General features: G+C 72.7%; 19 protein-coding genes. 7 read left to right on the top strand and 12 right to left on the bottom strand.

Annotation, left to right across the window (positions count from 1 at the left end; all coding sequences use genetic code 11):
• Positions 1-218 precede the first annotated feature (218 nt).
• The 4 genes from ACIBIW_RS06350 (at position 219) to ACIBIW_RS06335 (ending at position 6056) form a co-directional block, all read left to right on the top strand.
• Positions 219-1763 (top strand): substrate-binding domain-containing protein, encoded by a 1545-nt coding sequence (locus ACIBIW_RS06350; RefSeq protein WP_399332531.1) that lies wholly within the window; start codon positions 219-221, stop codon positions 1761-1763.
• 145 nt (positions 1764-1908) lie between these two features.
• Entirely contained in the window at positions 1909-3579 is a 1671-nt protein-coding gene (locus ACIBIW_RS06345) for an APC family permease (protein ID WP_399332529.1), read from the top strand.
• 207 nt (positions 3580-3786) lie between these two features.
• Positions 3787-4392, top strand: a complete 606-nt coding sequence (locus ACIBIW_RS06340) for a TetR/AcrR family transcriptional regulator (protein ID WP_399332527.1) — start codon at positions 3787-3789, stop codon at positions 4390-4392.
• 200 nt (positions 4393-4592) lie between these two features.
• A complete protein-coding gene (locus tag ACIBIW_RS06335; RefSeq protein ID WP_399332525.1) occupies positions 4593-6056 on the top strand; it encodes an FAD-dependent monooxygenase in 1464 nt (487 codons plus the stop codon).
• Between the two features lie 495 nt (positions 6057-6551).
• Here ACIBIW_RS06335 and ACIBIW_RS06330 read toward each other — a convergent pair whose 3' ends face one another.
• On the bottom strand, positions 6552-7283 hold the full coding sequence (locus ACIBIW_RS06330; RefSeq protein ID WP_399332523.1) for a hypothetical protein: 732 nt from the start codon (positions 7281-7283) through the stop codon (positions 6552-6554).
• 117 nt (positions 7284-7400) lie between these two features.
• A complete protein-coding gene (locus ACIBIW_RS06325; RefSeq protein ID WP_399332521.1) occupies positions 7401-8684 on the bottom strand; it encodes an adenylosuccinate synthase in 1284 nt (427 codons plus the stop codon).
• 186 nt (positions 8685-8870) lie between these two features.
• Between ACIBIW_RS06325 and ACIBIW_RS06320 the strand changes: the two genes are divergently transcribed.
• Positions 8871-9734 (top strand): diacylglycerol kinase family protein, encoded by an 864-nt coding sequence (locus ACIBIW_RS06320; protein ID WP_399332519.1) that lies wholly within the window; start codon positions 8871-8873, stop codon positions 9732-9734.
• A gap of 15 nt (positions 9735-9749) precedes the next feature.
• Here the strand turns inward: ACIBIW_RS06320 and ACIBIW_RS06315 are convergent, their stop codons facing one another.
• Positions 9750-10340 carry a GbsR/MarR family transcriptional regulator gene (locus ACIBIW_RS06315; RefSeq protein ID WP_399332517.1) on the bottom strand — a complete coding sequence of 197 codons (591 nt, stop codon included), beginning with the start codon at positions 10338-10340 and terminating at the stop codon, positions 9750-9752.
• Positions 10341-10432: 92 nt separating this feature from the next.
• Between ACIBIW_RS06315 and ACIBIW_RS06310 the strand changes: the two genes are divergently transcribed.
• Positions 10433-11383 carry an ATP-binding cassette domain-containing protein gene (locus tag ACIBIW_RS06310; RefSeq protein WP_399332515.1) on the top strand — a complete coding sequence of 317 codons (951 nt, stop codon included), beginning with the start codon at positions 10433-10435 and terminating at the stop codon, positions 11381-11383.
• The gene (locus ACIBIW_RS06305) at positions 11380-12993 is read left to right on the top strand and encodes an ABC transporter permease (RefSeq protein WP_399332513.1); all 1614 of its coding nucleotides are present in this window, start codon (positions 11380-11382) and stop codon (positions 12991-12993) included. Before ACIBIW_RS06310 ends, ACIBIW_RS06305 begins: the two co-directional genes overlap by 4 nt.
• A 247-nt stretch (positions 12994-13240) precedes the next feature.
• On the opposite strand, the gene ACIBIW_RS06300 is transcribed toward ACIBIW_RS06305, so the two are convergent.
• The 9 genes from ACIBIW_RS06300 to ACIBIW_RS06260 form a co-directional block, all read right to left on the bottom strand.
• Positions 13241-13918, bottom strand: a complete 678-nt coding sequence (locus ACIBIW_RS06300) for a response regulator (protein ID WP_399332511.1) — start codon at positions 13916-13918, stop codon at positions 13241-13243.
• Positions 13915-15318, bottom strand: a complete 1404-nt coding sequence (locus ACIBIW_RS06295) for a sensor histidine kinase (protein ID WP_399332509.1) — start codon at positions 15316-15318, stop codon at positions 13915-13917. Before ACIBIW_RS06295 ends, ACIBIW_RS06300 begins: the two co-directional genes overlap by 4 nt.
• Before the next feature lie 207 nt (positions 15319-15525).
• Positions 15526-16404, bottom strand: coding sequence for an alpha/beta hydrolase (locus ACIBIW_RS06290; RefSeq protein ID WP_399332507.1), 879 nt, complete (start codon positions 16402-16404; stop codon positions 15526-15528).
• A gap of 139 nt (positions 16405-16543) precedes the next feature.
• Complete coding sequence (locus ACIBIW_RS06285) at positions 16544-17704, bottom strand: kynureninase (RefSeq protein WP_399332929.1); 1161 nt, start codon at positions 17702-17704, stop codon at positions 16544-16546.
• 130 nt (positions 17705-17834) lie between these two features.
• Positions 17835-18839: a tryptophan 2,3-dioxygenase gene (locus tag ACIBIW_RS06280; protein ID WP_399332505.1), complete on the bottom strand. Its 1005-nt coding sequence runs from the start codon at positions 18837-18839 to the stop codon at positions 17835-17837.
• A 153-nt stretch (positions 18840-18992) separates the two neighbouring features.
• Positions 18993-19406 carry a DUF3151 domain-containing protein gene (locus tag ACIBIW_RS06275; protein WP_399332503.1) on the bottom strand — a complete coding sequence of 138 codons (414 nt, stop codon included), beginning with the start codon at positions 19404-19406 and terminating at the stop codon, positions 18993-18995.
• A 202-nt stretch (positions 19407-19608) separates the two neighbouring features.
• Positions 19609-20631: a class II fructose-bisphosphate aldolase gene (gene fbaA, locus ACIBIW_RS06270; RefSeq protein ID WP_399332501.1), complete on the bottom strand. Its 1023-nt coding sequence runs from the start codon at positions 20629-20631 to the stop codon at positions 19609-19611.
• 179 nt (positions 20632-20810) lie between these two features.
• Positions 20811-21356, bottom strand: a complete 546-nt coding sequence (pyrE, locus tag ACIBIW_RS06265; RefSeq protein WP_399332499.1) for an orotate phosphoribosyltransferase — start codon at positions 21354-21356, stop codon at positions 20811-20813.
• Positions 21357-21422: 66 nt separating this feature from the next.
• Complete coding sequence (locus ACIBIW_RS06260; protein WP_399332497.1) at positions 21423-22259, bottom strand: aldose 1-epimerase; 837 nt, start codon at positions 22257-22259, stop codon at positions 21423-21425.
• Positions 22260-22297: the final 38 nt, after the last annotated feature.

Raw genomic sequence — 22297 nt, 5'->3', positions numbered from 1 at the left:
GCCCCGTACGGCGACGGGTGCCCCCGTGGCCACCACCCGCGGGGGCACCCGCGCACCCGGCCCCAGGCCCCCGGACTCAAACGCTCCGCCTCCAACTCCCGCACACACGTGAACCGTTGGCGAACACTCGCCGACGGCGCCCGGAAAGCGTTCCACCGCGTCACCCGGGCGCCTTAGCGTGACCGGACTTCCCAGTCGGTCAGATGTGCGGGGCAGCCGTGGACTGGTTAACGCCGGAGAACGTCGTAGCGATCGGGACGTCCGTCCTGGGTCTCGCGGGCACCTTCTACGTGCTCTGGCGCGAGCAGGGCCTGTGGGCGGCGAGGAGGCGCATCGGGTACCGGGTCCAGATGGCGACGCCCATCGGCACCGCCCGCGCCTCCTCCCTGGTGACCGCCCTGAACCCGCTGTTCCCCGACGTCCCCAGGGACGCCACGCTCGTCCTGCTGCGCATCGAGAACGATGGCAAGCACGACATCACCCTCGACTCCTACGCGAGCCCCGAGAACAGCCCGGGCCTCGAAGTCGTCTTCCCCGAGGGGCTGACCGTCCGGGCCGCCGCGGCGACGGCACCGAACGAACTCCAGCACCTCACGAACTTCCTCACCCCCGGCCTGACCCACTCGGGCAACCGGCTGCTGATCCCCAAGACCCCGCTCAACTCGGGCCAGCACTTCAAGCTCCTCGTCGTGACCACGGGCGGCGAGGTCAACCCGGACAAGGTGGAGGTGCAGGGCGGCATCCTGGGCGGCCGGGTGGTGCGGACCAGCTCCATGAGCGTGGACGCCAAGCCCCCGATCTTCCACGGCCCGGGGCGCTATCTCGCGGGCGCCCTCACCCTGCTGCTGCTCGGGCTCAGCGCCATCATCCTGTTCCTGGACGACACCCCGCCGCCGCGCGGCTGCGAGAAGGGCCGGCTGCGGATCGTGGGCTCGACCGCCTTCCAGCCGGTCGCCGAGGCGCTGGCGGGCGCGTACATGAAGGACTGCCCCGGCTCCAGGATCGACGTGGAGGCGCACGGCAGCGCCGCGGGCACCCGGGAGCTTGACGGCCTCGGCCAGGACGCGCGGGCCGCCCACGAGGACGCGCCCGCGGTGATCGCGCTGTCCGACGGGCCCGCCGACAGGGAGCTGACCGGGCTCGTCCCCAGCAAGGTCGCGGTGTCCGCGTTCGCGCTCGTCGTGAACGACTCGGTGCCCGTGACCGATCTGAGCCTCGCCCAGGTGCGGAGGATCTACGCCGGAGAGATCACCGACTGGTCACAGATCACCAAGAAGGGTCCGAAACAGCCCGTCGTCCTGGTCAGCAGGGGTTCAAGCTCGGGCACCAGGGCGGCGCTCCAGCGGCGGCTGCTGAACGACTCCTTCGAGCTGAACGACTCCTCGACGGACTGTGTGCACCGCACGAACCCCGACGTCCCGGTGGTCCGCTGCGAGCTGGACAGCACGGACCAGGTGCTGGAGCGGATCGGCCAGCTACCCGGCGCGATCGGCTACAGCGAGCTGCGCGAGACCGAGGACCTGGAGCACATGCACCGTCTCAGCCTCGGCGGCCACCGCCCGACGATCGGCTCCATCGCCACGAGCGGCTATCCGTTCCACGAGATCGAGTACGCGTACACCTACGGCAGCCCGCCCGACTCCTCGCTGACGAACAGCTTCCTCGGATACGTGCTCGAAGGCGAGGGGAAGCGGACCGTGAGCGCCTTCGGCCATTTGCCGTGCGAAATATCGGACGGCCTGAAAGCGTGCGCGCTCCGGTAAGCAAACCAGATCATTACCAGCCCTCTCCCTTCCCATAAACATTCAAGGTGCATGGACCGTGGATCACGGGGCAGGGGCCGTCCAGTAGTAGACCGAGACCCGCGCCCCACAAGGGACGGGTCTCTTTCAGGGACGGGTGTGCTGTATGGCCACGATCACTAAGCCTTCGGGGGGAGCCCCGGAGCAACCAGCGCTGCGCAGAGACATGGGCCGCGTCAGTTTGCTGTTCGCGGGTGTGGGGTCGATCATCGGCTCCGGCTGGCTCTTCGGCGCGCTGAACGCGGCGAAGATAGCCGGGCCCGCTTCGATCTTCTCGTGGGCGATCGCAGCGGTGATGATCCTCCTCATCGGCCTCTGCTTCGCCGAGCTGGGCACGATGTTTCCGGTTTCCGGCGGTGTCGTGCGTTTTCCGCACATATCCTTCGGGTCCTTCGCCAGTTACACCATGGGCTGGATCACCTGGATCGCGGCCGCGACGGTCGCGCCCATCGAGGTCGAGGGCGCGCTCCAGTACGCCACGAAATGGGCGCACTTCACCGACTTCCACGAGGCGAACGGCGCGTACACGCTGACCGCGCTCGGCTATGGGGTCGCCGTGGTCGCCATGGCGTTCTTCGTGCTGCTGAACTACTACGGCATCCGCTGGTTCGCGCGCGTCAACAACGTCCTGGTGTGGTGGAAGCTGCTCGCGATCGTCCTGGTGATCGTGGCCTTCTTCGTCACGGCGTTCCACGGCCACAACATCGGCGCGAAGGAGTACGGCGGGTTCGCCCCCGGCGGCGCCAAGGGCATCTTCACGGCGATCTCTACGGCCGGCATCACCTTCTCGTTCCTGGGCTTCCGCCAGGGCGTGGAGCTGGCGGGCGAGACCAGCAACCCGCGGCGCAACGTGCCGTTCGCGATCATCGGCTCGGTGCTGCTGACCGGCGTGATCTATGTGCTGCTTGAGGTGGCGTTCCTCGGCGCCGTCCCCACCGGGGACCTCGACAAGTCGCACGGCTGGCTGAACCTGGCCTTCGCCAACGACTTCGGGCCGCTCGCCGCGATCTCCAGCGCCATCGGCCTCGGCTGGCTGGCCTACATCCTGTACGTGGACGCGGTCATCTCGCCCGCCGACACCGGCCTGATCTACACCACGGTCACGGCCCGCATCTCGTACGCGATGGCCCGCAACCGGAACGCGCCCGCGAGCCTCGCGAAGACCACGCCCAAGGGCGCCCCACTGGTCAGTCTGCTCGTGACGTTCGTCCTCGGCCTGGTCGTGTTCCTCCCGTTCCCGAGCTGGCAGGAACTGGTCGGGTTCATCACCTCGGCGACCGTGCTGTCGTTCGGCTCCGGCCCGCTGGTGCTGGCCGCCATGCGCCGCCAGATCCCGGACCACGAGCGCCCGTACCGCATCCCCGGCGGGGACATCATCCCGTTCCTCGGCCTCTACTCCGCGAACCTGATCGTGTACTGGGCCGGCTGGAACACCAACTACAAGCTGTTCGCCACCATCGGCATCGGCTTCGTCCTGCTCGCGGTCTTCCAGATCCTGGACAAGGGCCAGGCCCCGAAGATGGACTGGAAGGCGGGCGCGACCTGGGTGATGCCGTGGCTGATCGGTCTCACCATCATCAGCTGGGTCGGCGACTACGACGGCGGCAAGGGCTGGATCGGCCTCGGCTGGGGCTTCCTGGTCAATCTGGCGCTGGCCGCGATCGTCTACTTCCTGGCCCTCCGCGTACAGCTCCCGACCGCACGCGTCCTGGAACACATCGAGGAGGCGAAGGAGGAGGCCCGGGTGGAGGACGCAGAACTGGGCGAGACGCCCTGACCCAACCCTCCGGGGGAGAACCGCCCCCTCACCTCCGCCCCCGGCGCCGGATTCCGGTACCGGGGGCGGAGGTCTGTGGCGCCGGGGGCGGAAGCCTCCTCCCGGCGACATCGGCCACACCGAAGCCCGAAGCAAAAATCTGCGCGGCACGCATTTTTTCTTGGTGCGCATATTTGCGAGGCGCGCAAGTTGGGTTACTGTTGTGTCATGGGGCTGCGAGAGCGGAAGAAGGCCGAGACGCGGACGGCGTTGAGCTGGGCGGCGATCCGGCTCGCCGTCGAGCGGGGTTACGCCGAGGTCAGGGTCGAGGACATCGCCGAGGCCGCCGGGGTCTCACCCCGTACCTTCAACAACTACTTCTCCAGCAAGGCCGAGGCGATCGTCGCCCGCAACACCGATCGGGTACGGGGCATCGCCGCGGCGCTGCGCGAGCACCCCGCCGAGCCGCTGTGGGACGCGATCACACGCGCGGTCACCACGCACTTCGCACCGGACGCCGAATCGGCCGCCCACCCCCTGCCCGACGCCGAGCAGTGGACGGCGGGCGTACGGCTGATGCTCGCGGAACCGGCCGTGCAGGGCGAGATGCTGCGCGCCCAGGCGGCCGCCGAGGCCGAGATCGCCGCGGCGGTCGCCGAGCGCACCGGCGCCGACCCGGACCGCGACCTCCGCCCGCACCTCGTCGCGGCGGCGGTCACCGCGGCCATCGGCACCGCGACCGCCCACCACCTGCGCACCGAACCACCGTCCCCCATGGCCCCCCTGCTCACCGAGGCCCTGCACGGCTTCGCCACGGGCCTTGCCACACCATGACTCCCTGACCGCGTGCCCCAGCGCCCCCGTATCCCCGTGACCGCGTGACCCCGTAGAAGTCCGCACCCGCCCCACCCCGCCCTTTCCTCCCATCTTCTCTTCCTGCCCTTTCCTGTCCCGTCTCGCCGACGGGCCGCCCACCCCTGCCCAGAACCCGACCGAAATGCCCAGTTTCACCCGGAAACGAAAGAAGTACTGCCATGGCCGAGACATTCGATGCCGTCATCGCCGGCGCGGGGCCCAACGGCCTCATGCTGGCCTGTGAACTCGCCCTCGCGGGCAGGCACCCGCTCGTACTGGAGCGCCGTGCCGAACCCACCGACGAACAGCGCGCCAACGGCCTCGTCGGCCAGGTGGTGCGCATGCTCGACCGGCGCGGCCTGTACGAGCGCCTTGCCGGGCCGGGGAAAGCGCCGGAGCCCGCGCCCCGTTTCGTGTTCGGCGCGTTCCCCTTCGAACTCGGCGATCTGCCCGGCCATCCACTGCACACGCTCCTCGCACCGCAGCGCGAGATCGAGCGCATGCTCAGGGAGCGCGCCGCCGAACTCGGCGTCGAGACCAGGCGCGACCACGAGGTCACCGGGCTCTCCCAGGACGGGCGCGGGGTGCGGGTGGAGATACGGGGGCGCGCGCCCGTCGACGCGGCGTACCTGGTGGGCGCCGACGGCGGACACAGCGCGGTGCGCCGGGCGGCCGGCATCGACTTCCCCGGCGTGACCTCGGACGACTCGGTGTCGCTCTTCGGGCATGTCAGCGTGCCGCCGGAGTTCGTGGGGGCCGACGGGGGTCTTGTCGTGCCCGGGTTCGGCACCGTGCCGCCGTTCCAGCACCTGCGGACCGAGACCGGCGTGGTGGTCTGGGCGCCGTTCCCCGGCGGCGATCCCGCGATCACCACGGTGGAGTGGGGACAGCCCCCGGAGGGCGAGTTCTCGCTCGAAGGGCTCAGGGAGAGCGTGCGCCGGATCATCGGCGCCGACGTGCCGCTCGCCGCGCCGACCGGCCGGGGGCCGCACCTGCGGCGGCGCCTGTTCGGCGGCAACACCCGGGTCGCGGCGCGCTACCGCGAGGGCCGGGTGCTCCTGCTCGGCGACGCCGCGCACGTCCACTCGGCGATCGGCGGGCCAGGACTCAACCTCGGCCTCCAGGACGCCGTCAACCTCGGCTGGAAGCTGGCCGCCGCGCTCGACGGCCACGCGCCGCGGGGGCTGCTCGACACCTACGAGTCGGAGCGCGCCCCCGCGGCCCGCCGGGTCACCATGCACACCCAGGCCCAGTCGCTGCTGATCCGCCCCGGCGGCGAGGTGACGGCGCTGCGCGAACTCTTCGGCGAACTCCTCGACGAGCCCGCGGTACGCGGCCGAGTCGCGGACCTGATGTCAGGCGCCGAGACCGCCTACGACATGGGGCCCGCGAAGGGCCCGCTCGTCGGCCGCTGGGCCCCCGACCTCCCCGGTCTGAACCGCCTGACCCGCACCGCGCGCCCCCTCCTCCTCGACCCCACCGGCACCCTCGGCACCGGCCCCTGGTCCACCCGCGTCGACACGGCGCACGTACCGGAGCTGGACACGGCACTGCTGCTGCGCCCCGACTGCTACGTCGCCTGGCAGGGCACGACGCGCGACGGCCTCGACGAGGCCCTTGAGGCGTGGTTCGGGACGCCCTGACGGCCACCGCCCGGCGCCAGGGCGGCAGACGGCCCCGCACATCACGGCCGCGGACGTGACGGAGCCCGGGAGTCATATCCAGCTCCCGGGCCCCTGGGCTGCCACCCATTTGCACACGCCGATGGCGTTTAAGAGATCGGATCAGTGTGATGCCACCGTGTTCTTCCTTTGAACTACCGCACCACGCAGAGGTGCAGGCGAGATTCGAACTCGCATCCGACGGCTGTCGTCCGGTCTCCCTCGATCCGGCGATCGGTGGAAATACTGAAGCTGGAGCGAGAGTCTGAGATTGATTCACGGAGTGCCTCTGCCAGTTGGGCCACCCCGGCATGTGGTGCCGGGGGAAGGACTCGAACCTTCACTGCCACCGTGTCGTCAGGCTGAACTTCAGTTTCAGCTTGCGCTCCGCGCGCGGTACCGGGGCTCAGCCGGTCCACGCCTGGTGCGCACCCCCGCGCTCGCACGCGGGGGCGATCATGGGGCCGCCCCCCGGCGTCAGCCGAAGAGGTAGCCGAACACCGCGTCGCCGACCCGCCGGTCGGTCACCTCGACGCCATTGGCCTCCTCACGGGCGTACTTGACGGCCTTCTGGAGCCTCTCGACCCGGTCAAGCAGCTCGTTCACCCGCCGCGCCGGGAGGGCGCCGGAGAACTTCACCGTGGTCCAGTACCCGATGGGCACGTCCTCGTAGTACACCTCGACCTGCGCCGGGTGCTTCTCGGTGGCCTCGGCCTTGACGTGGTTGCGCGGAACCTTCTTGGTGCGGATCGTGCGCACCGCGTCCGTCTTCCACCAGTCCGTGGACGGGTCCTGGGACCAGGACTCGGCGGCGTCGAGCACGGGGAGCTTCTTGACGAAGGTGTGCAGATCGACGAGCTGCTTCTCCAGGAAGAGCAGATGACTCACGGGCACGTCCGCGACGATCGTGCGCCCGTCCACCGTGACGTCGGCACGCGCCTCGCAGTTGGCCCAGTCCTTCGTGGCGGTCACGTCGAAGAGCCGCGTCAGCGAGTCGGCCATCTCCCGCAGCACGTCCTCGGCCTGGATCTGGACCCGGGTGGACTCCGGAGGAAGCTGCTCGCCCTCCTCGTCCTTGGGCTGGTACGCCCGCGAGATCCCGGCCAGCAGCGCGGGCTTCTGCACCTTCTGGTGAGCCGTGGTGAGGTCCTGGTACGACTTGCTCTTGACGCTCTTCTCCACGGCGATGATCTGATTGAGCTTCGCCACTTCTTCCCCCTTTGAACCGCCTCGAACATAGCGCAGTACGAGCGAATCCCCCTGCGGTTTTCTCCCGGCCCGGCGCAGTGCACCGCCAGGGGGCCGCGCGGGGCGCGGCCCCCTAGGTCACAGGAACGAGTTGATCTCGATCGTCTCGTCGCGGCCCGGACCCACGCCGATCGCGGAGACCGGGGCGCCCGACATCTCCTCAAGGGCCTTCACATACGCCTGCGCGTTCTTCGGCAGGTCCGCGAAGGTCTTCGCGCCCGTGATGTCCTCCGACCACCCCGGCAGCATCTCGTACACCGGCTTCGCATGGTGGAAGTCGGTCTGGGAGTAGGGGAGTTCGCTCACCCGGGTGCCGTCGATGTCGTAGGCGACACAGACCGGCACACGCTCCCAGCCGGTGAGCACGTCGAGCTTGGTGAGGAAGAAGTCCGTCAGGCCGTTGACCCGGGTCGCGTAGCGGGCGATGACCGCGTCGAACCAGCCGCAGCGGCGGTCGCGGCCCGTCGTCACCCCGCGCTCGCCGCCGATGCGGCGCAGCGCCTCGCCGTCCTCGTCGAACAGCTCGGTGGGGAACGGGCCCGCGCCGACGCGGGTGGTGTACGCCTTCAGGATGCCGATCACGCGGTTGATCTTCGTGGGGCCCACCCCGGTGCCGGTGCAGGCGCCGCCCGCCGTCGGGTTGGAGGACGTGACGAAGGGGTACGTGCCGTGGTCGATGTCCAGCAGGGTGCCCTGGCCGCCCTCGAAGACGACGACCTCGCCCCGGTCGAGCGCCTCGTTGAGCAGGAGCGTGGTGTCGGCGACGTACGGGCGCAGCGGGTCCGCGTACGACAGCAGCTCGTGCACGACCTGTTCGACGGTGATGGCGCGCCGGTTGTACAGCTTCGTCAGCATCTGGTTCTTGACGTCGAGCGCGGCCTCCACCTTCTGTGTGAGGATCGACTCGTCGTAGAGGTCCTGGACGCGGATGCCCACCCGGTTGATCTTGTCGGCGTAGGTGGGTCCGATGCCGCGTCCTGTGGTGCCGATCCTGCGCTTGCCGAGGAACCGCTCGGACACCTTGTCCATGGTGACGTGGTACGGCGTGATCACGTGCGCGTTGCCGCTGATCAGCAGCTTGGACGTGTCGATGCCGCGCTCGCCGAGGCCGCTCAGCTCGGAGAGCAGCACCGAGGGGTCGACGACGACGCCGTTGCCGATCACCGGCACACAGCTCGACGACAGGATGCCGGAGGGGAGCAGGTGCAGCGCGTACTTCTGGTCGCCGACGACGACCGTGTGCCCCGCGTTGTTGCCACCCTGGTAGCGGACGACGTAGTCGACCGAGCCACCGAGCAGGTCGGTTGCCTTTCCCTTGCCCTCGTCACCCCACTGAGCACCGAGCAGCACAAGTGCGGGCACAGGCGTACACCCCTTCCGGGCGGGGCATGTCCTGGGGGCAGGGGGCGTACGCACGCGCGCAGCCCGGCGACCCTCGTCGGCCGCGACCCGTCGGACCGGTGCCCCGAGATAGACGAAGCCCCTGGCGCAACAGCGCAAGGGGCTCTTGCACCAAGATGCTACCCGAGGAATCGAGGCAGGACAGAGGTGTCGGCTTCCGACGAGCTGCTCGTGGTCATCGATCCGGTTGCCCGGCGTACCGACGGGGAGTCGGTACGGATCGCGAGGGACGTGCTCGGCGCCCGTGCGGCCACGAAGGTGTGCCTTCCCGACGACCCGGAGGAGTTCGCGCGGGCGCTGACGCGCCGCGGCTCGCGAAGACCGGTGGTGGTGGGGGACGACAGGGCGCTGCTGCGGGCGGTGTCGCTGCTGTACAGGGAGCGCGGCCTCGGCTCCTGTCCGCTGGCGATGGTGCCGGTGGGCCCCTCGGTGTCGCTGGCACGCTCGCTCGGGGTGCCGCAGGGCGCGGTCGCGGCGGCGCGGACGGTGCTGGAAGGCGCGGAGCGGCGGCTGCACCTGCTGGTGGACGACAGCGACGGCCTGGTCCTCGGCGACCTGCGGATACCACCGGTGGCGAACGGCGCGCAGGCCCCGGCGGGCGTCGGCGGCTCCTGGCTGCGCCAGCACTGCCAGTCGCTGGTGCGCAGCCTCGCGCCGCGCCAGACGCGCGCCCAGGAGGCGGCGCCGCCCGTGCGGCTGCGGGTGGAGGCGGACGGGGTGACGCTTGTCGACCTCGACCGTCCTGTGGAGGACGTGACGCTGCGCCCCACCGACGACGGGCTCGCCAGGGTCGCGGTGCGCCCCGCGGACGGTTCGGAGCCGGTGGCGGTGCGCGCCCACGCCAGGACGGTGACGGTCTCGGGGGCCGACTTCCGCTACCACGCGGACATCGAGGTCACGGGCCCGGTACGCACCAGGACGTGGACGGCGCGGGCGGGCGCGTGGGGTCTTGTGCTGCCGGCGGGCGCGGAGCCCGGGGGCGACGGGAGCGACGGGGCCCACATCCGCTGACCGCACGCGCGGGCGCTATCCTCCCTGGTCGCCGCCCCATCCCTGGGCCTCGCGGTGCTTGCGCCAGGAGGCCATGACCTCGCCGATGGCGCCTTCGAGGAACGAGAAGAACTCCAGGGTCTCGGCCATGCGCCGCCCGGGCCTGCTGTGCTCGCCGACCGCCTCCACGCCCTCGCGCAGGGTCGCCTCCCAGCGGCGCAGGATCGAGTCGCGGCTGGTCAGGGCCTCGTACCACTGGTCGGCCTGGACGCGGTAGCGCTCGCGGCGCGAGCCGGGCTCGCGCTCGCGGGCGATCATGTGGACCTGGGCGAGGTAGCGCACCGCGCCGGAGACCGCCGCCGGGCTGACCTGGAGCCTGCGGCCCAGCTCGGCGGAGGTCAGCACGCCCTCCTCCGAGGCGAGGAGCGCGGCGAAGACCCGGGCCGGCATCCGGGTCATCCCGGCCTCGACGAGCTGCGCGGCAAAGCCCTCGACAAACCGCGAGACCCCTTCGGGGTCGGCAGCCGGGGGGTCGGTGACGGGCGGCCGGGCGGCGGGCGGCTCCCCTCGCTCCACGCCCCGTGTAGGCCGTACCGACGCCCGCCCAGGTTCCCGCTCCGTCGCCATGCTTCGCATCATCTCCCCTGGCCGTCCCGGCACCCAAGTTTATACACTTCCTTAACTTCACAAATTTGTGAAAGCAGCGTACGTTCGCGGGCATGACGAAGGCAATCACCGCCTCGGGACTCCACAAGTCCTTCGGGCGGACGCACGCCCTCGACGGGCTCGACCTGGAGGTCGAGACCGGCGAGGTGCACGGCTTCCTCGGCCCGAACGGCTCCGGCAAGTCCACCACCGTCCGGGTCCTGCTCGGGCTGCTGCGCGCCGACTCGGGCGCCACCCAGGTGCTCGGCCGCGACCCCTGGTCCGACGCCGTCGAGCTGCACCGCCACCTCGCGTACGTACCGGGCGACGTCACCCTCTGGCGCAACCTCAGCGGCGGCGAGGTCATCGACCTCTACGGCAGGCTGCGCGGCGGCCTCGACCGCGCCAGGCGCGCGGAACTCGTCGAGCGCTTCGAACTCGACCCGGCCAAGAAGGGCCGCACCTACTCCAAGGGCAACCGGCAGAAGGTCGCCCTGGTCGCCGCCTTCGCGTCCGACACCGACCTGCTGATCCTCGACGAGCCCACCTCGGGGCTCGACCCGCTGATGGAGGAGGTCTTCCAGCGGTGCGTCGCCGAGGAGCGCGACCGGGGCCGCACCGTGCTGCTCTCCTCCCACATCCTCTCCGAGGTGGAGGAGCTGTGCGACCGGGTCAGCATCATCAGGAACGGCACGACCGTGGAGAGCGGCACCCTCGCCGAGCTGCGCCACCTCACCCGTACCAGCGTCGCCGCGGAACTCGTACGGGAGCCGGCGGGCCTCACGGAGCTGGCCGGGGTGCACGACCTGGAGGTGCACGGCACCCGGGTGCGCGCGCAGGTCGACAGCGACCGGCTCGACGCGCTGCTGCGCTCGCTGACGGAGGCGGGCGTACGGTCCCTGACCTCGACGCCGCCCACCCTGGAGGAGCTGTTCCTGCGGCACTACCACGACCAGGGCGCGGGCGACGGCGCCGAGGCGCGCACCGCGGCCGGGCAGCGGGACCGGCAGGGGGCCGGGCGATGAGCGCGGTGGTCGCGCCCGCCGCCGCGGCCCGGCGCCCCGGGTCGCGCCAACTGGCGGGCACCTGGGCGCTGTTGCGGCTCGCACTGCGCAGGGACCGGCTGCTGATCCCGCTGTGGGTGCTGGTGGTCGGGGGCACCGTGGGCGGTGGCTCGGGCGCGCTGAAGAGCCTGTACCCGACGCCGCGCGACCGCGCGGACCTGGTCCACCAGATGGCCGCGAACGGCTCCCTCAGATCCCTGTACGGGCCGCTGCTCAGCGACTCGGCCGGCGGCCTCGTGGTGTGGCGGTACGGGGTGTACGGGGCCGCGCTCGTCGGTGTGATGAGCCTGCTCATCGTGGTGCGGCACACCCGCGACGAGGAGGAGAGCGGGCGCCAGGAGATGCTGTCGGCCGCCATGGTCGGCCGCCGGGCGCCGCTGACGGCCGCGCTGCTCGCCGCGCTCGTCGCCGACGCCGGGATCGCCGTCGTCGTCACCCTCGGGCTCGCCGCCGAGGGCCGCTCGGGGGCGCTCGCGCTGGGCCTCGGCATGGGCCTCACCGGGCTGCTCTTCGCGGCCGTCGCCGGGATCACCGCGCAGCTCACCGAGAGCGCGCGGCTCGCCAGGGGCCTGACGACGGCGCTCATCGGGCTCGCCTTCGTGCTGCGCGCCGCGGGCGACGCCGGTTCCGCCGATGGCTCCTCCGCGCTGACGTGGGCCTCCCCGATCGGCTGGGCCGAGAACCTGCGCCCGTACGCGGGTGAGCGCTGGTGGGTGCTGCTGCCGTTCGCCGCCGTGATCGCGGTGGTGACCGCGGTCTCCTACGTGCTCACCGGGCGCCGCGACATCGGCATGAGCTTCCTGCCGGCCAGGCCGGGGCCCCGCGAGGGCCGCCTCGCCACCGCGGGGGCGCTGGCGCTGCGGCTCCAGCGGGGCGCGCTCGCCGGCTGGGGTGCCGGGTTCCTGCTCGGCGGGATCGTGCTCGGCGGGGTGACCGACGGGGCGTCCGACTTCGTCGGGGACAGCGAGCAGGTCGCGGAGGTCTTCCGGCGCCTCGGCGGCCAGGACGGCATCGAGCACGCCTTCCTCTCCGCCATGGTGGGCGTGTTCGGCATGGTGGCGGTGCTGTTCACCGTCGGCTCGGTGCTGCGGCTGCACGGCGAGGAGACCTCGGGCCGCGCGGAACCGCTGCTCGCGGGGCCCGTCGGCCGTGTGCGCTGGGCCGCGGGACACCTCGTGGTCGCCTACGGCGGCGCGGTGGCGATCCTGCTGCTGTCGGGCGCGGGCCTCGCGCTCGGCTACGGCGGGGACCTCGGGCCGCTGCTCGGCGCCTCGCTCGTCCAGGTACCGGCGGTGTGGGCGCTGACCTCCGTCGTCCTGCTGCTGTACGGCGCCGCGCCGCGCGTCGCCCCTGCGGGCTGGGCGCTCGCGGGCCTCTGCCTGGCACTCGGCTGGCTCGGACCCGCGCTCGACCTGCCGCAGGCGGTGCTCGACCTCTCGCCCTTCGGCCATCTGCCGAAGCTGCCGGGACCCGGGATGCGGTGGACACCCGTGGTGGTCCTGCTGGCGCTCACCGCCGCGGCGGGAACGGCGGGCCTCACGGCCCTGCGCCGCCGCGACCTCACGTCCTGAGGCCGCCGGTACGGAGGGGTCCGTCCCGAGGGCGGTACAGCGGGGCCCGTCCCGAGGGCGGTACGGAGGGCCCGGGGACGGCGGTCACTCCCCGGGCCCGCCCGGTTCAGCTCCAGCACCGGGGACGGGGTCGGTACGGGTGCTGCCGGTGCCGACGCTGATGCTGACGCCGCCCGTGCCGGTGACGGTGTCGGCGCCCACGGCCCCTGTCTCTGTTTCCGGGTTTCCGGGTTTCCGGCGGCCGCGCTCAGCCCGGTGTGACCAGCCGCGCCTCGTAGGCGAACACCGCGGCCTGGGTGCGGTCGCGCAGGCCCAGCTTGACCAGGATGCGGCTGACGTGGGTCTTCACCGTGGACTCCGCCACCACCAGGCGCCCGGCGATCTCACCGTTCGACAGGCCCTTGGCGATCAGCGCCAGCACCTCGGTCTCGCGCTCCGTCAGGTCGCCGTACGCGGCCGGTCCCGAGTCGGACCGCGGGCCGAGCGCCGCCGGAGCCTCGGCCAGCCGGGAGAACTCGGTGAGCAGCCGCCGGGTCACGGTCGGCGCGAGCAGCGCCTCGCCCGCCGCCACCACCCGTACCCCGTCGGCGAGTTGCCGGGCGGAGGCGTCCTTCAGCAGGAAGCCCGACGCCCCGGCGCGCAGCGCCTTGTACACGTACTCGTCGAGGTCGAACGTGGTCAGCACCAGCACCCTGGTGTCCGTGCCCAGGGCCATGATCTCGTGGGTGGCCTCGATGCCGTTCATCTCCGGCATGCGGATGTCCATCAGCACCACGTGCGGCGCCAGTTCGCGTACCCGGGCCACGGCCTCCCTGCCGTTCACCGCCTCCCCCGCCACCTCGATGTCGGGCATCGCGTTCAGCAGCACGGAGAAGCCCTCGCGGACCATCATCTGGTCGTCGGCCACCACCACCCGAATGGTCACAAGCGCCCCTTGCCCCGCGGACCTTCGCCGGCGGTCGCCCCGGAGTCCCCGGGCCGCCCGGGTATGCCGGGGGCGGCGTCCTCGACAGGGCCCGGCGGTGTGTCGGCGGTCTCCTCTGCGCGTGGCAGCGGCAGGAACACCGCGACCTCGTAGCCGCCGTCCGCGGTGGGCCCCGCCGTCATCTCGCCGTCGAGCATCGCCACCCGCTCCCGCATCCCGGTCACACCGTGTCCCGCGCCGGGCGACGGCAGTACGGGCTCCTCGGCGGGGCCGTTGACGATCCGGAGGCCGAAGCCGCCGAGCACATACGCCAGCTCCACCTCGGCCGCCGCGCCCGGCGCGTGCCGCAGCGTGTTGCTCAGGGCCTCCTGCACGATGCGGTACGCGGAAAGCTCCACGCCCTGCGGCAGCTCCCGCACCGCGCCCGTGACGGCCTTGCCGACCTTCATCCCGGCCTCGCGGACGTTCTCCACCAGTACGTCGAGGTCGGCGAGGCAGGGCTGCGGCGCGTCCGGCGCCTCGTAGTCCTCGGCCCGTACGACCCCGAGGACGCGGCGCAGCTCGGCGAGGGCCGCGACCGCGTTCTCGCGGATCACGGTGAACGCGCGCTCCAGCTCGGGCGGCGGGTCCTGCACCCGGTAGGGCGCGGCCTCCGCCTGGATCGCCACGACCGACATATGGTGCGCCACCACGTCGTGCAGCTCCCTCGCGATGGTGCTGCGCTCTTCGAGCAGGGTGCGGCGGGAGCGTTCCACGGCGGTGACCATGCGCTCCTCCGTCAGCTCGTGCCGCGCCGCCCGCCGCACCTCCCGCACGGTGATCACGAGCAGCGACACCGCGGCGAAGAACAGGAACGGCAGCGCGTCGGTGCTGTACGCCGCCCCGGGGTGGAACACGGTGGCCGCCCCCGAGTAGAGGACGCTGAGCCCGTACATCCAGGCGGCGGTGCGCGGACGGGTGCGCAGCGCGACGACGGAGAGCACCACGAGGTGCCCGGCGAAGGCGCCGTCGGGCCAGGGCCAGCCGTCGTCGAGGCCGCCGAACCACGCCACGAGGGGCGCGGAGAGCAGCGAGAGCCAGAAGGCCGCCGTCGGCCGTACCAGGGTCAGCAGCACCGCCACAGTGGGGACGAGCGCGCTCAGCGAGCCGCCCACGCTGTCGCTCCCGGCACCCACCCCGAGGGTGATGAGGGCGAGCACCAGCACGGTCAGGTGCGGGACCCAGGGCTGCACCACGGCGGGCACCAGCGGGAAGCGCACCTTGCGGGGCCGCAGCGGCCGGTAGGCGAACGCCTCCCTGTCCAACAGGTCGGCGCGCAGCCCCCGCAGCGCCTCCTGGACGAAGTCGTATTCGGGACTGTGCGCCCTGAGTTCCTGGGCACGGCTCTGGCTCTCGGTCACACCAACACCGTAAGCACCGCCCTCCCGGGGGTCGTCCCCAAGAAGAAGGGTTCCCCGAGGTCCCCCTCAAGGAGGACCCCCCCCGGTGGGGAACCCGAACAACCAACCGCAACCCCCACCCAAGCCCGTCCGGCGTTTGAGGACGAGCATTCGGCGACGGAGGCTACGAACCACGCCCAAAGAGAGAGCGGCCGGTCAACCCCACCCTCACCAAACCAACTGCCCCACCTCAGCAACAACCACCGCACAAGCATCCGCAGCAGGATCAACCCCCGCAAAATGCCCCACCCCATCCAACAAAGTCACCCCCACCGGCTCCCCGGCCGCGGCAGCGGCCCCCGCGTACGCCTCCGCCACAGCCACCGGCACGGTCCCATCCTCCCGCCCCTGCACAAGCGTGGTGGCGATCCCGGTGGGCACCAGCGCCGCCGGGTCCACCTGGGCCCGCCGCTCCTCGAACCGCTCGGCCCCGCCCAGCAGTTGGTCCACCGCGCCGCCGCAGACACCGAGGTCGCGCGCGACGGTCAGATCGGCGATGGGCGCGAGCGCCACCACCCCGCGCAGCTCGGCCGGCTCCGCGGTGCACCACGGCGAGCCCTCGGGCAGCACGTGCCGGGCCGCCGCCCACAGCGCGAGCTGCCCGCCGGCCGAGTGCCCGACGGCGACGGTGCGGCGGGTGTCAATGCCGGGCAGCGCCTTCGGGGCAAGCGTGGGCAGCGCGTCGAAGGCCGCGGCCACGTCGTCGAACGTCTCGGGCCAGCTCCCCGCGAGCAGCCCCCCGCCCTGCACGGGCAGCGCGGGCCCCCTGCGGTACTCGACACTGGCCACCGCGAGCCCGCCGCGCGTCAGATGGTGCGCGAACGGGGAGATGTGCGCGCGGTCGTACGGCGCCCGCCACGCCCCGCCGTGCAGCACCACCACCAGCGGCGCGGGACCACCCAGCGGGGTCTCGCCGCGCGGCGCGTAGAAGTCGACGACCTGGTCGGGGTGGTCGCCGTACGCGGCGGTCGCGTCCGGGGGCACGGCCGGATGCGCGAGAGCGGACTCCTCCTCGGCGGCGTCCCTGGCTGCGGCGTCGTCCGGCATACGTCAACCCTCTCTGGCGGCCGGGGCTGGAAATCGACGGCCGTGCGAAGGGACGCTACCAGGGCGGTGCGGGGCCCTCACGCCCCGAAGGGGCCCTGGCGCCGGGCCGGTTGGCCACGGCGCCGGGGCGGTGGCCCGTTCAGGGCACCCTCGGCGTTTCCGCCAGCACGGCGGCCAGCGCGCCCGCCGCCCGCTCCGCGTCGGCGAAGCTCACGTAGAGCGGCGCGAACCCGAAGCGGAGCACATCCGGCGGCCGGTGGTCGCCGACCACACCTGCCTCGTCGAGCCGCCGCATCACCGCGCCCGCGTCGGGGCAGCGCAGCGCGAGCTGGCTGCCGCGCTCCCCGTGCGCGAGCGGTGTCAGCACCTCCACCGCGCCGGGCGGCAGATACCCGGCCACGCACTCCGCGAAGAAGTCGGTGAGCGCGAGCGACTTGCGGCGTACCTCCGCGAGGGACACCCCGTCCCACACGCCGAGCGCCGCGTCGAGGGCGAGCAGCGACAGGATCTCCGGGGTGCCGACCCGGCCCCTGGCCGCGCCGCCCGCCGCCTCGTACCCGTCGCGCATCGCGAACGGGTCGGCGTGCGAGTTCCACCCGGGCAGCGGGGAGTCGAAGCGGTCCTGGAGGCCGCGGCGTACGTACAGGAAGGCGGGCGAACCCGGGCCGCCGTTCAGGAACTTGTAGGTGCAGCCGACGGCCAGGTCGACCCCGTGCGCGTCGAGGTCCACCGGCAGCGCGCCCGCGCTGTGGCAGAGGTCCCACACCACGAGCGCGCCCGCCTCGTGCGCGGCGGCGGTCAGGCCCGGCAGGTCGTGCAGGCGCCCGCTGCGGTAGTCGACGTGGTTCAGCAGCACGGCGGCGGTACGGGGGCCGAGCGCGGCGGGCACGTCGGCGGGCGCGACCCGGCGCGGGGTGTGCCCGGTGAGCCGGGCCGCGGAGGCGGCGACGTAGCCGTCGGTGGGGAAGGTGGCGCCGTCCACCAGGATCTCGTCGCGGGGCGCGCCCCCCGCGGCGTCCGGGGCCATGCGGACCGCGGCGACCAGCGCCTTGAAGACGTTGACGCTGGTGGAGTCGCCGACCGTGATCTGCCCGGGGGCCGCGCCGACCAGCGGCGCGATCCGGTCGCCGATCCGCTCGGGCGCGGTCCACCAGCCGCTCTGCCGCCAGGACGCGATCCGCAGCTCGCCCCACTCCCGCCGGATCACCTCCTCGATCCGGCCCGGCACCGAACGCGGCAGCGCGCCGAGCGAGTTCCCGTCGAGGTAGACACCGGGCCCGACGTCGAAGCGCCCGCGCACCGCCGCGAGCGGGTCGGCCGCGTCGAGCGCGGCGGCCCGCGCGGCGAGCGCGCCGGGGGCGGCGGACGCCGGGGGAGGGCTCGAAGCGGCCGTCGGGGCGAGGGCGGAAGAGGCGGCGGGACGCCGGGTGTCAGACACGGCCGCGCGCCGTCCACAGCTCGGGGAACACGTTCTTCGCGGCGCGCTTCTCCAGCCACGCCACCCCGGCGGAGCCGCCGGTGCCCGCCTTGGCGCCCATCGCCCTGCGGGTGGCGGAGAGGTGGTCATTGCGCCAGCGCCACACCAGCTCGGCGACGTCCGTCAGCGCCTCGCCGAGCGGCACGAGGTCGGCGTCACGCGCGCCGCCCTCGCCGGGGCTCTCGCCCGCGCCCTCGTCGGCGCCCCCGCCCGTGTCCCGCTCGGCGGCGTAGATGCGCACCCACACCTCCTCGACCCCGGGGGACGGCTCGTACCTGAGGGCGGGGTCGCGCTCCAGCACCTCGGCGGGCACCCGGTGGCCGCGGCGCGCGAGCAGCCGCAGCACCTCGTCGTACAGGCTGGGCTCGGCGAGCGCGCGCTCCAGCTCCGCGTGCACCCGGGGCGCGGCCCGGTGCGGGGTCAGCATCGACGCGGACTTCTCGCCGAGCAGGAACTCAAGGCGCCGGTACATCGCCGACTGGAACCCGGAGCCGTCGCCGAGCGCGGAGCGGTACGCGTTGAACTGGGCGGGGGTGAGCCTGGCCAGCGGCGTCCAGGACGCGTTCAGTGCCTCAAGCTCCCGGGAGCTGCGCCCGAGCGCGGCGAGCGCGGCAGGGACGTCGTCGTCGCGCAGCGCGCCGCGGGCGGTCTCCCACTCGTGGACGATCACCGTGAACCACAGCTCCATCACCTGCGTGGTGACCAGGAACGCCATCTCGCCCGGGTCGTCGGACAGCGGGCGCTGGAGATGGGTGAGGACGTCCGCCTGGACGTAGTCCTCGTACGGGGTCCTGCCCTCGAAGTCGAGGTAAGGGGCAAAGCCCCCGCCGCCCGCCTGTCCCTCGCCCCCGGCCGGGTGCGCGCCCCCCGGGGCGGGCGGCCTGGTGGCGGCGGACCGGGCCTTGTGGGCCTCCTGGGACGGTCCTGCGGACGACTGCTGCGACACCTGGTGGGCCATCGCCACTCCTCGGTACTGCTCCGGGTAGCGGTCCGCCCCTGCCGTAGCGACACGGGGGCCCCGGTCCCCACTGGCATCTTCCGGTGCCGCCCCGCAGACAGCAAGACCTGCCTGTCACCGTGGTGAACAGGCAGGCCAGGGGTGGTGCCGGGATCAGCCGAGAGTCGTCGCCGCGGTGGGCGACGAGTCCTTGAGGAACTGGCTGCAGCGCTCGTACTCCTCCGTCTCGCCGATGGCGCCCGCGGCGCGCGCGAGGGCGTGCAGGGCGCGCAGGAAGCCGCGGTTCGGCTCGTGCTCCCACGGCACGGGCCCGTGGCCCTTCCAGCCGCTGCGCCTGAGGACGTCGAGGCCGCGGTGGTAGCCGGTGCGCGCGTAGGCGTACGACTCCACGACCCGGCCCCCCTCGAACGCCGCGTCCGCGAGCTGCGCCCAGGCGAGCGACGAGGTCGGGTAGCGCGCGGCGACGTCCGCGGGCGCGGTCCCGCTCGCCAGCAGCTCGCGCGGCTCCGGGTCGTCGGGCAGATGGGTGGGGGGCGGTCCCCCCAGCAGGTTCTCGTGAATGGCCATACGTCCGAGTGTCCCAGGTCGCACGGGGACGGCGGGACCTGCGGGTGCGGCGCGCGGCCGGTACGGGAGCGCCGCCGGGGCCCGGTGGAGGCAGCTCCACCGGGCCCCGGTCCCGCGTCGGCGGGTGTCGCGGGTGTCCTCGGGCGCACGCCCGCCCACGCCCGCCCCGCGGCTGCGCCGCCCGTACGGCCGCGCCGTGCGGCTACTTCAGCCGGGTGCCCGTGGAGCGCAGGTTGCCGCACGCCTCGACGACGCGGGCCGCCATGCCGGCCTCGGCGAGCTTGCCCCAGGTCCGCGGGTCGTAGGTCTTCTTGGAGCCGACCTCGCCGTCGACCTTGAGCACCCCGTCGTAGTTCGCGAACATGTGCCCGGCGACGGGGCGGGTGAACGCGTACTGGGTGTCCGTGTCGATGTTCATCTTCACGACGCCGTTGCCCAGCGCGGTCGCGATCTCCTCCGCGCTGGAGCCGGAGCCGCCGTGGAAGACGAAGTCGAACGGCGACGCCTTGCCGAACTTCGCGGCGACACCCTCGCTCAGCTCCTTCAGCAGCTCGGGCCGCAGCACCACGTTGCCCGGCTTGTACACGCCGTGCACGTTGCCGAAGGACGCGGCCAGCAGGTAGCGGCCCTTCTCGCCGAGGCCGAGCGCCTCCGCGGTGCGGATCGCGTCGTCGACCGTGGTGTAGAGGTTGTCGTTGATCTCGTGGCTGACGCCGTCCTCCTCGCCGCCCGTGGGGGTGATCTCCACCTCAAGGACGATCTTCGCGGCGGACGCCTGGGCCAGCAGCTCCTGCGCGATGGAGAGGTTGTCCGCCAGGGTCTCGGCCGAGCCGTCCCACATGTGCGACTGGAACAGCGGGTTGCGCCCGGCCTGCACCCGCTGCGCGGAGATGTCGAGCAGCGGCCTGACGTAGCCGTCCAGCTTGTCCTTCGGGCAGTGGTCGGTGTGCAGCGCGACCGTGATGCCGTACTTCTCCGCGACGATGTGCGCGAACTCGGCGAGCGCGACGGCGCCGGTCACCATGTCCTTGCTGTGCTGGCCGCCCAGGAACTCCGCGCCGCCCGTGGAGATCTGGATGATGCCGTCGCTCTCCGCCTCGGCGAAGCCGCGCAGGGCCGCGTGCAGGGTCTGGGAGGAGGTGACGTTGATGGCCGGGTAGGCGAACTTGCCTGCCTTCGCCCGGTCGAGCATCTCGTTGTAGACCTCGGGGGTCGCGATGGGCATCTGTCCGCTCCTTGTGATGTGCGGGGTGATGTGCGGGGAACTCTTGTCTACCGGCCCTGACCCGGGCCCGCCGCGTCCGATGCGACGGGCGTTCCCGACTGCGGTGCGACAGCGTCGTCGGCGTCGTCGGCGCCCCATCCTTCCAGACTCGGCGCCCCGCCACGCCCGGGACCACGGCCTCAGTCCAGGTCCAGGTCCGCCTTGCCGTACGCGTAGAGGTACGGCACCCCGGCCTCGGCGATGCGCTCGGCCGCGCCGGTGGCGCGGTCCACGATGGTGGCCACCGCGACCACCTCGGCCCCGGCCTCCCGTACCGCCTCGACCGCGGCCAGCGGGGAGCCGCCCGTGGTGGAGGTGTCCTCGACGACCAGCACCCGGCGGCCCCTGATGTCGGGCCCCTCCACGCGGCGCTGCATGCCGTGCGCCTTGGCGGCCTTGCGGACCACGAAGGCGTCGAGCGTGCGGCCCTCGGCCGCGGCGGCGTGCAGCATCGCGGTCGCCACCGGGTCGGCGCCCATGGTGAGCCCGCCCACGGCGTCGTACGCGAAGTCGGCGGTGAGGTCGAGCAGTACGCGCCCGACGAGCGGCGCGGCGGCGCCGTCCAGGGTGACGCGGCGCAGATCGACGTAGTAGTCGGCCTCGATCCCCGAGGAGAGCGTCACCGTGCCGTGCACCACGGCCTTGTCCTTGATCTGCCGCGCGAGCGCGCCACGTGGGTCCGTCATGGGGCTCAGCTTACGATCCTGGACTCCCGCCGGGCCGAACCGGTGAAAACCCCGTCGTACCCATGGCTACAGGCGCCGCCAGGTCCACGTCATCGCGGTCTCCAGGGGGTCGATGGGGGTGACGAGGCGCGGCAGGGTGTTGAGGCCGTTGGGCGGGCCGGTCTGGGGCTCTACGCACACCGCCTCGTCCTGCTCGTCGTAGACGACGACCCACTGCTCGCGGCTGCTCACCGTGAGCGCGTACCGCCCCGGCCAGGTCAGGGTGGCGTCGACGCCGTCCGGCATGCCGAAGCAGTCGTCCCAGGGGCCGGGGCGCGGGTCGACGCGGCGCCCGGTCGGCAGCTTGCCGTCCGCGCCGTCGCCCTTCTCCTCCTGCCAGGCCGGGTGGAAGTCGAGCCTGACCGGCTCCGAGAGGCCGCCCCCGTCGGTGGCGTCGGTGGCGACGGCGGGTCCGAGGCGGCGCAGGAACCACGGGTGCCAGCCGAGCTGCGCGGGGAAGGACGACTCGTAGGTCTCGACGGCCATGCTCAGCGTCAGCGAGCCGGGTTCGAGCCTGACGATCTGGGTGACCCGGCCGCTGTACGGCCAGGGGTCGCCGAGGTCGAACGTGAACACGGCCTCGTCGTCGGCGGTCCTCGCGGTGTTCCAGGGGCGGTCCCTGCCGGTGCCGTGGATGGCGTGCGGCGGCGAGTTCAGCGGCATCTGATGGGTCTCGGCGCCGTTCCTGAACCGCCCGTCCCCGATACGGCCGCACCAGGGGACCATCGGGAAGCAGCCGAACCTGGACCCCTGCCGCAGCAGCTCGGTGCCGCCGAGCCTGAGGCCGCTCACCCGGCAGCCGCCCGCCGGGGCCACCGTCACCTCCGCGTCGCCCGCGGTCAGCGTGATCTCATCGCTTCGCACGGTGCAGCACCCTACGGGGCGCGCCCCGTGGTCCCGGC

The sequence above is a fragment of the Streptomyces sp. NPDC050560 genome, from assembly GCF_044457285.1.
Classification (GTDB): domain Bacteria; phylum Actinomycetota; class Actinomycetes; order Streptomycetales; family Streptomycetaceae; genus Streptomyces.
This window is presented reverse-complemented; position numbering and strand designations above follow the sequence as displayed.

What these genes read in the sequence shown, in the direction of transcription:
- ACIBIW_RS06345 (WP_399332529.1), top strand. Translation starts at nt 1,909, where the DNA reads ATGGCCACGATCACTAAGCCTTCGGGGGGAGCCCCGGAGCAACCAGCG.
- ACIBIW_RS06340 (WP_399332527.1), top strand. Translation starts at nt 3,787, where the DNA reads ATGGGGCTGCGAGAGCGGAAGAAGGCCGAGACGCGGACGGCGTTGAGC.
- ACIBIW_RS06335 (WP_399332525.1), top strand. Translation starts at nt 4,593, where the DNA reads ATGGCCGAGACATTCGATGCCGTCATCGCCGGCGCGGGGCCCAACGGC.
- ACIBIW_RS06315 (WP_399332517.1), bottom strand. Translation starts at nt 10,340, where the DNA reads ATGGCGACGGAGCGGGAACCTGGGCGGGCGTCGGTACGGCCTACACGG.
- ACIBIW_RS06310 (WP_399332515.1), top strand. Translation starts at nt 10,433, where the DNA reads ATGACGAAGGCAATCACCGCCTCGGGACTCCACAAGTCCTTCGGGCGG.
- ACIBIW_RS06305 (WP_399332513.1), top strand. Translation starts at nt 11,380, where the DNA reads ATGAGCGCGGTGGTCGCGCCCGCCGCCGCGGCCCGGCGCCCCGGGTCG.
- ACIBIW_RS06290 (WP_399332507.1), bottom strand. Translation starts at nt 16,404, where the DNA reads ATGCCGGACGACGCCGCAGCCAGGGACGCCGCCGAGGAGGAGTCCGCT.
- ACIBIW_RS06280 (WP_399332505.1), bottom strand. Translation starts at nt 18,839, where the DNA reads ATGGCCCACCAGGTGTCGCAGCAGTCGTCCGCAGGACCGTCCCAGGAG.
- ACIBIW_RS06275 (WP_399332503.1), bottom strand. Translation starts at nt 19,406, where the DNA reads ATGGCCATTCACGAGAACCTGCTGGGGGGACCGCCCCCCACCCATCTG.
- fbaA (WP_399332501.1), bottom strand. Translation starts at nt 20,631, where the DNA reads ATGCCCATCGCGACCCCCGAGGTCTACAACGAGATGCTCGACCGGGCG.
- pyrE (WP_399332499.1), bottom strand. Translation starts at nt 21,356, where the DNA reads ATGACGGACCCACGTGGCGCGCTCGCGCGGCAGATCAAGGACAAGGCC.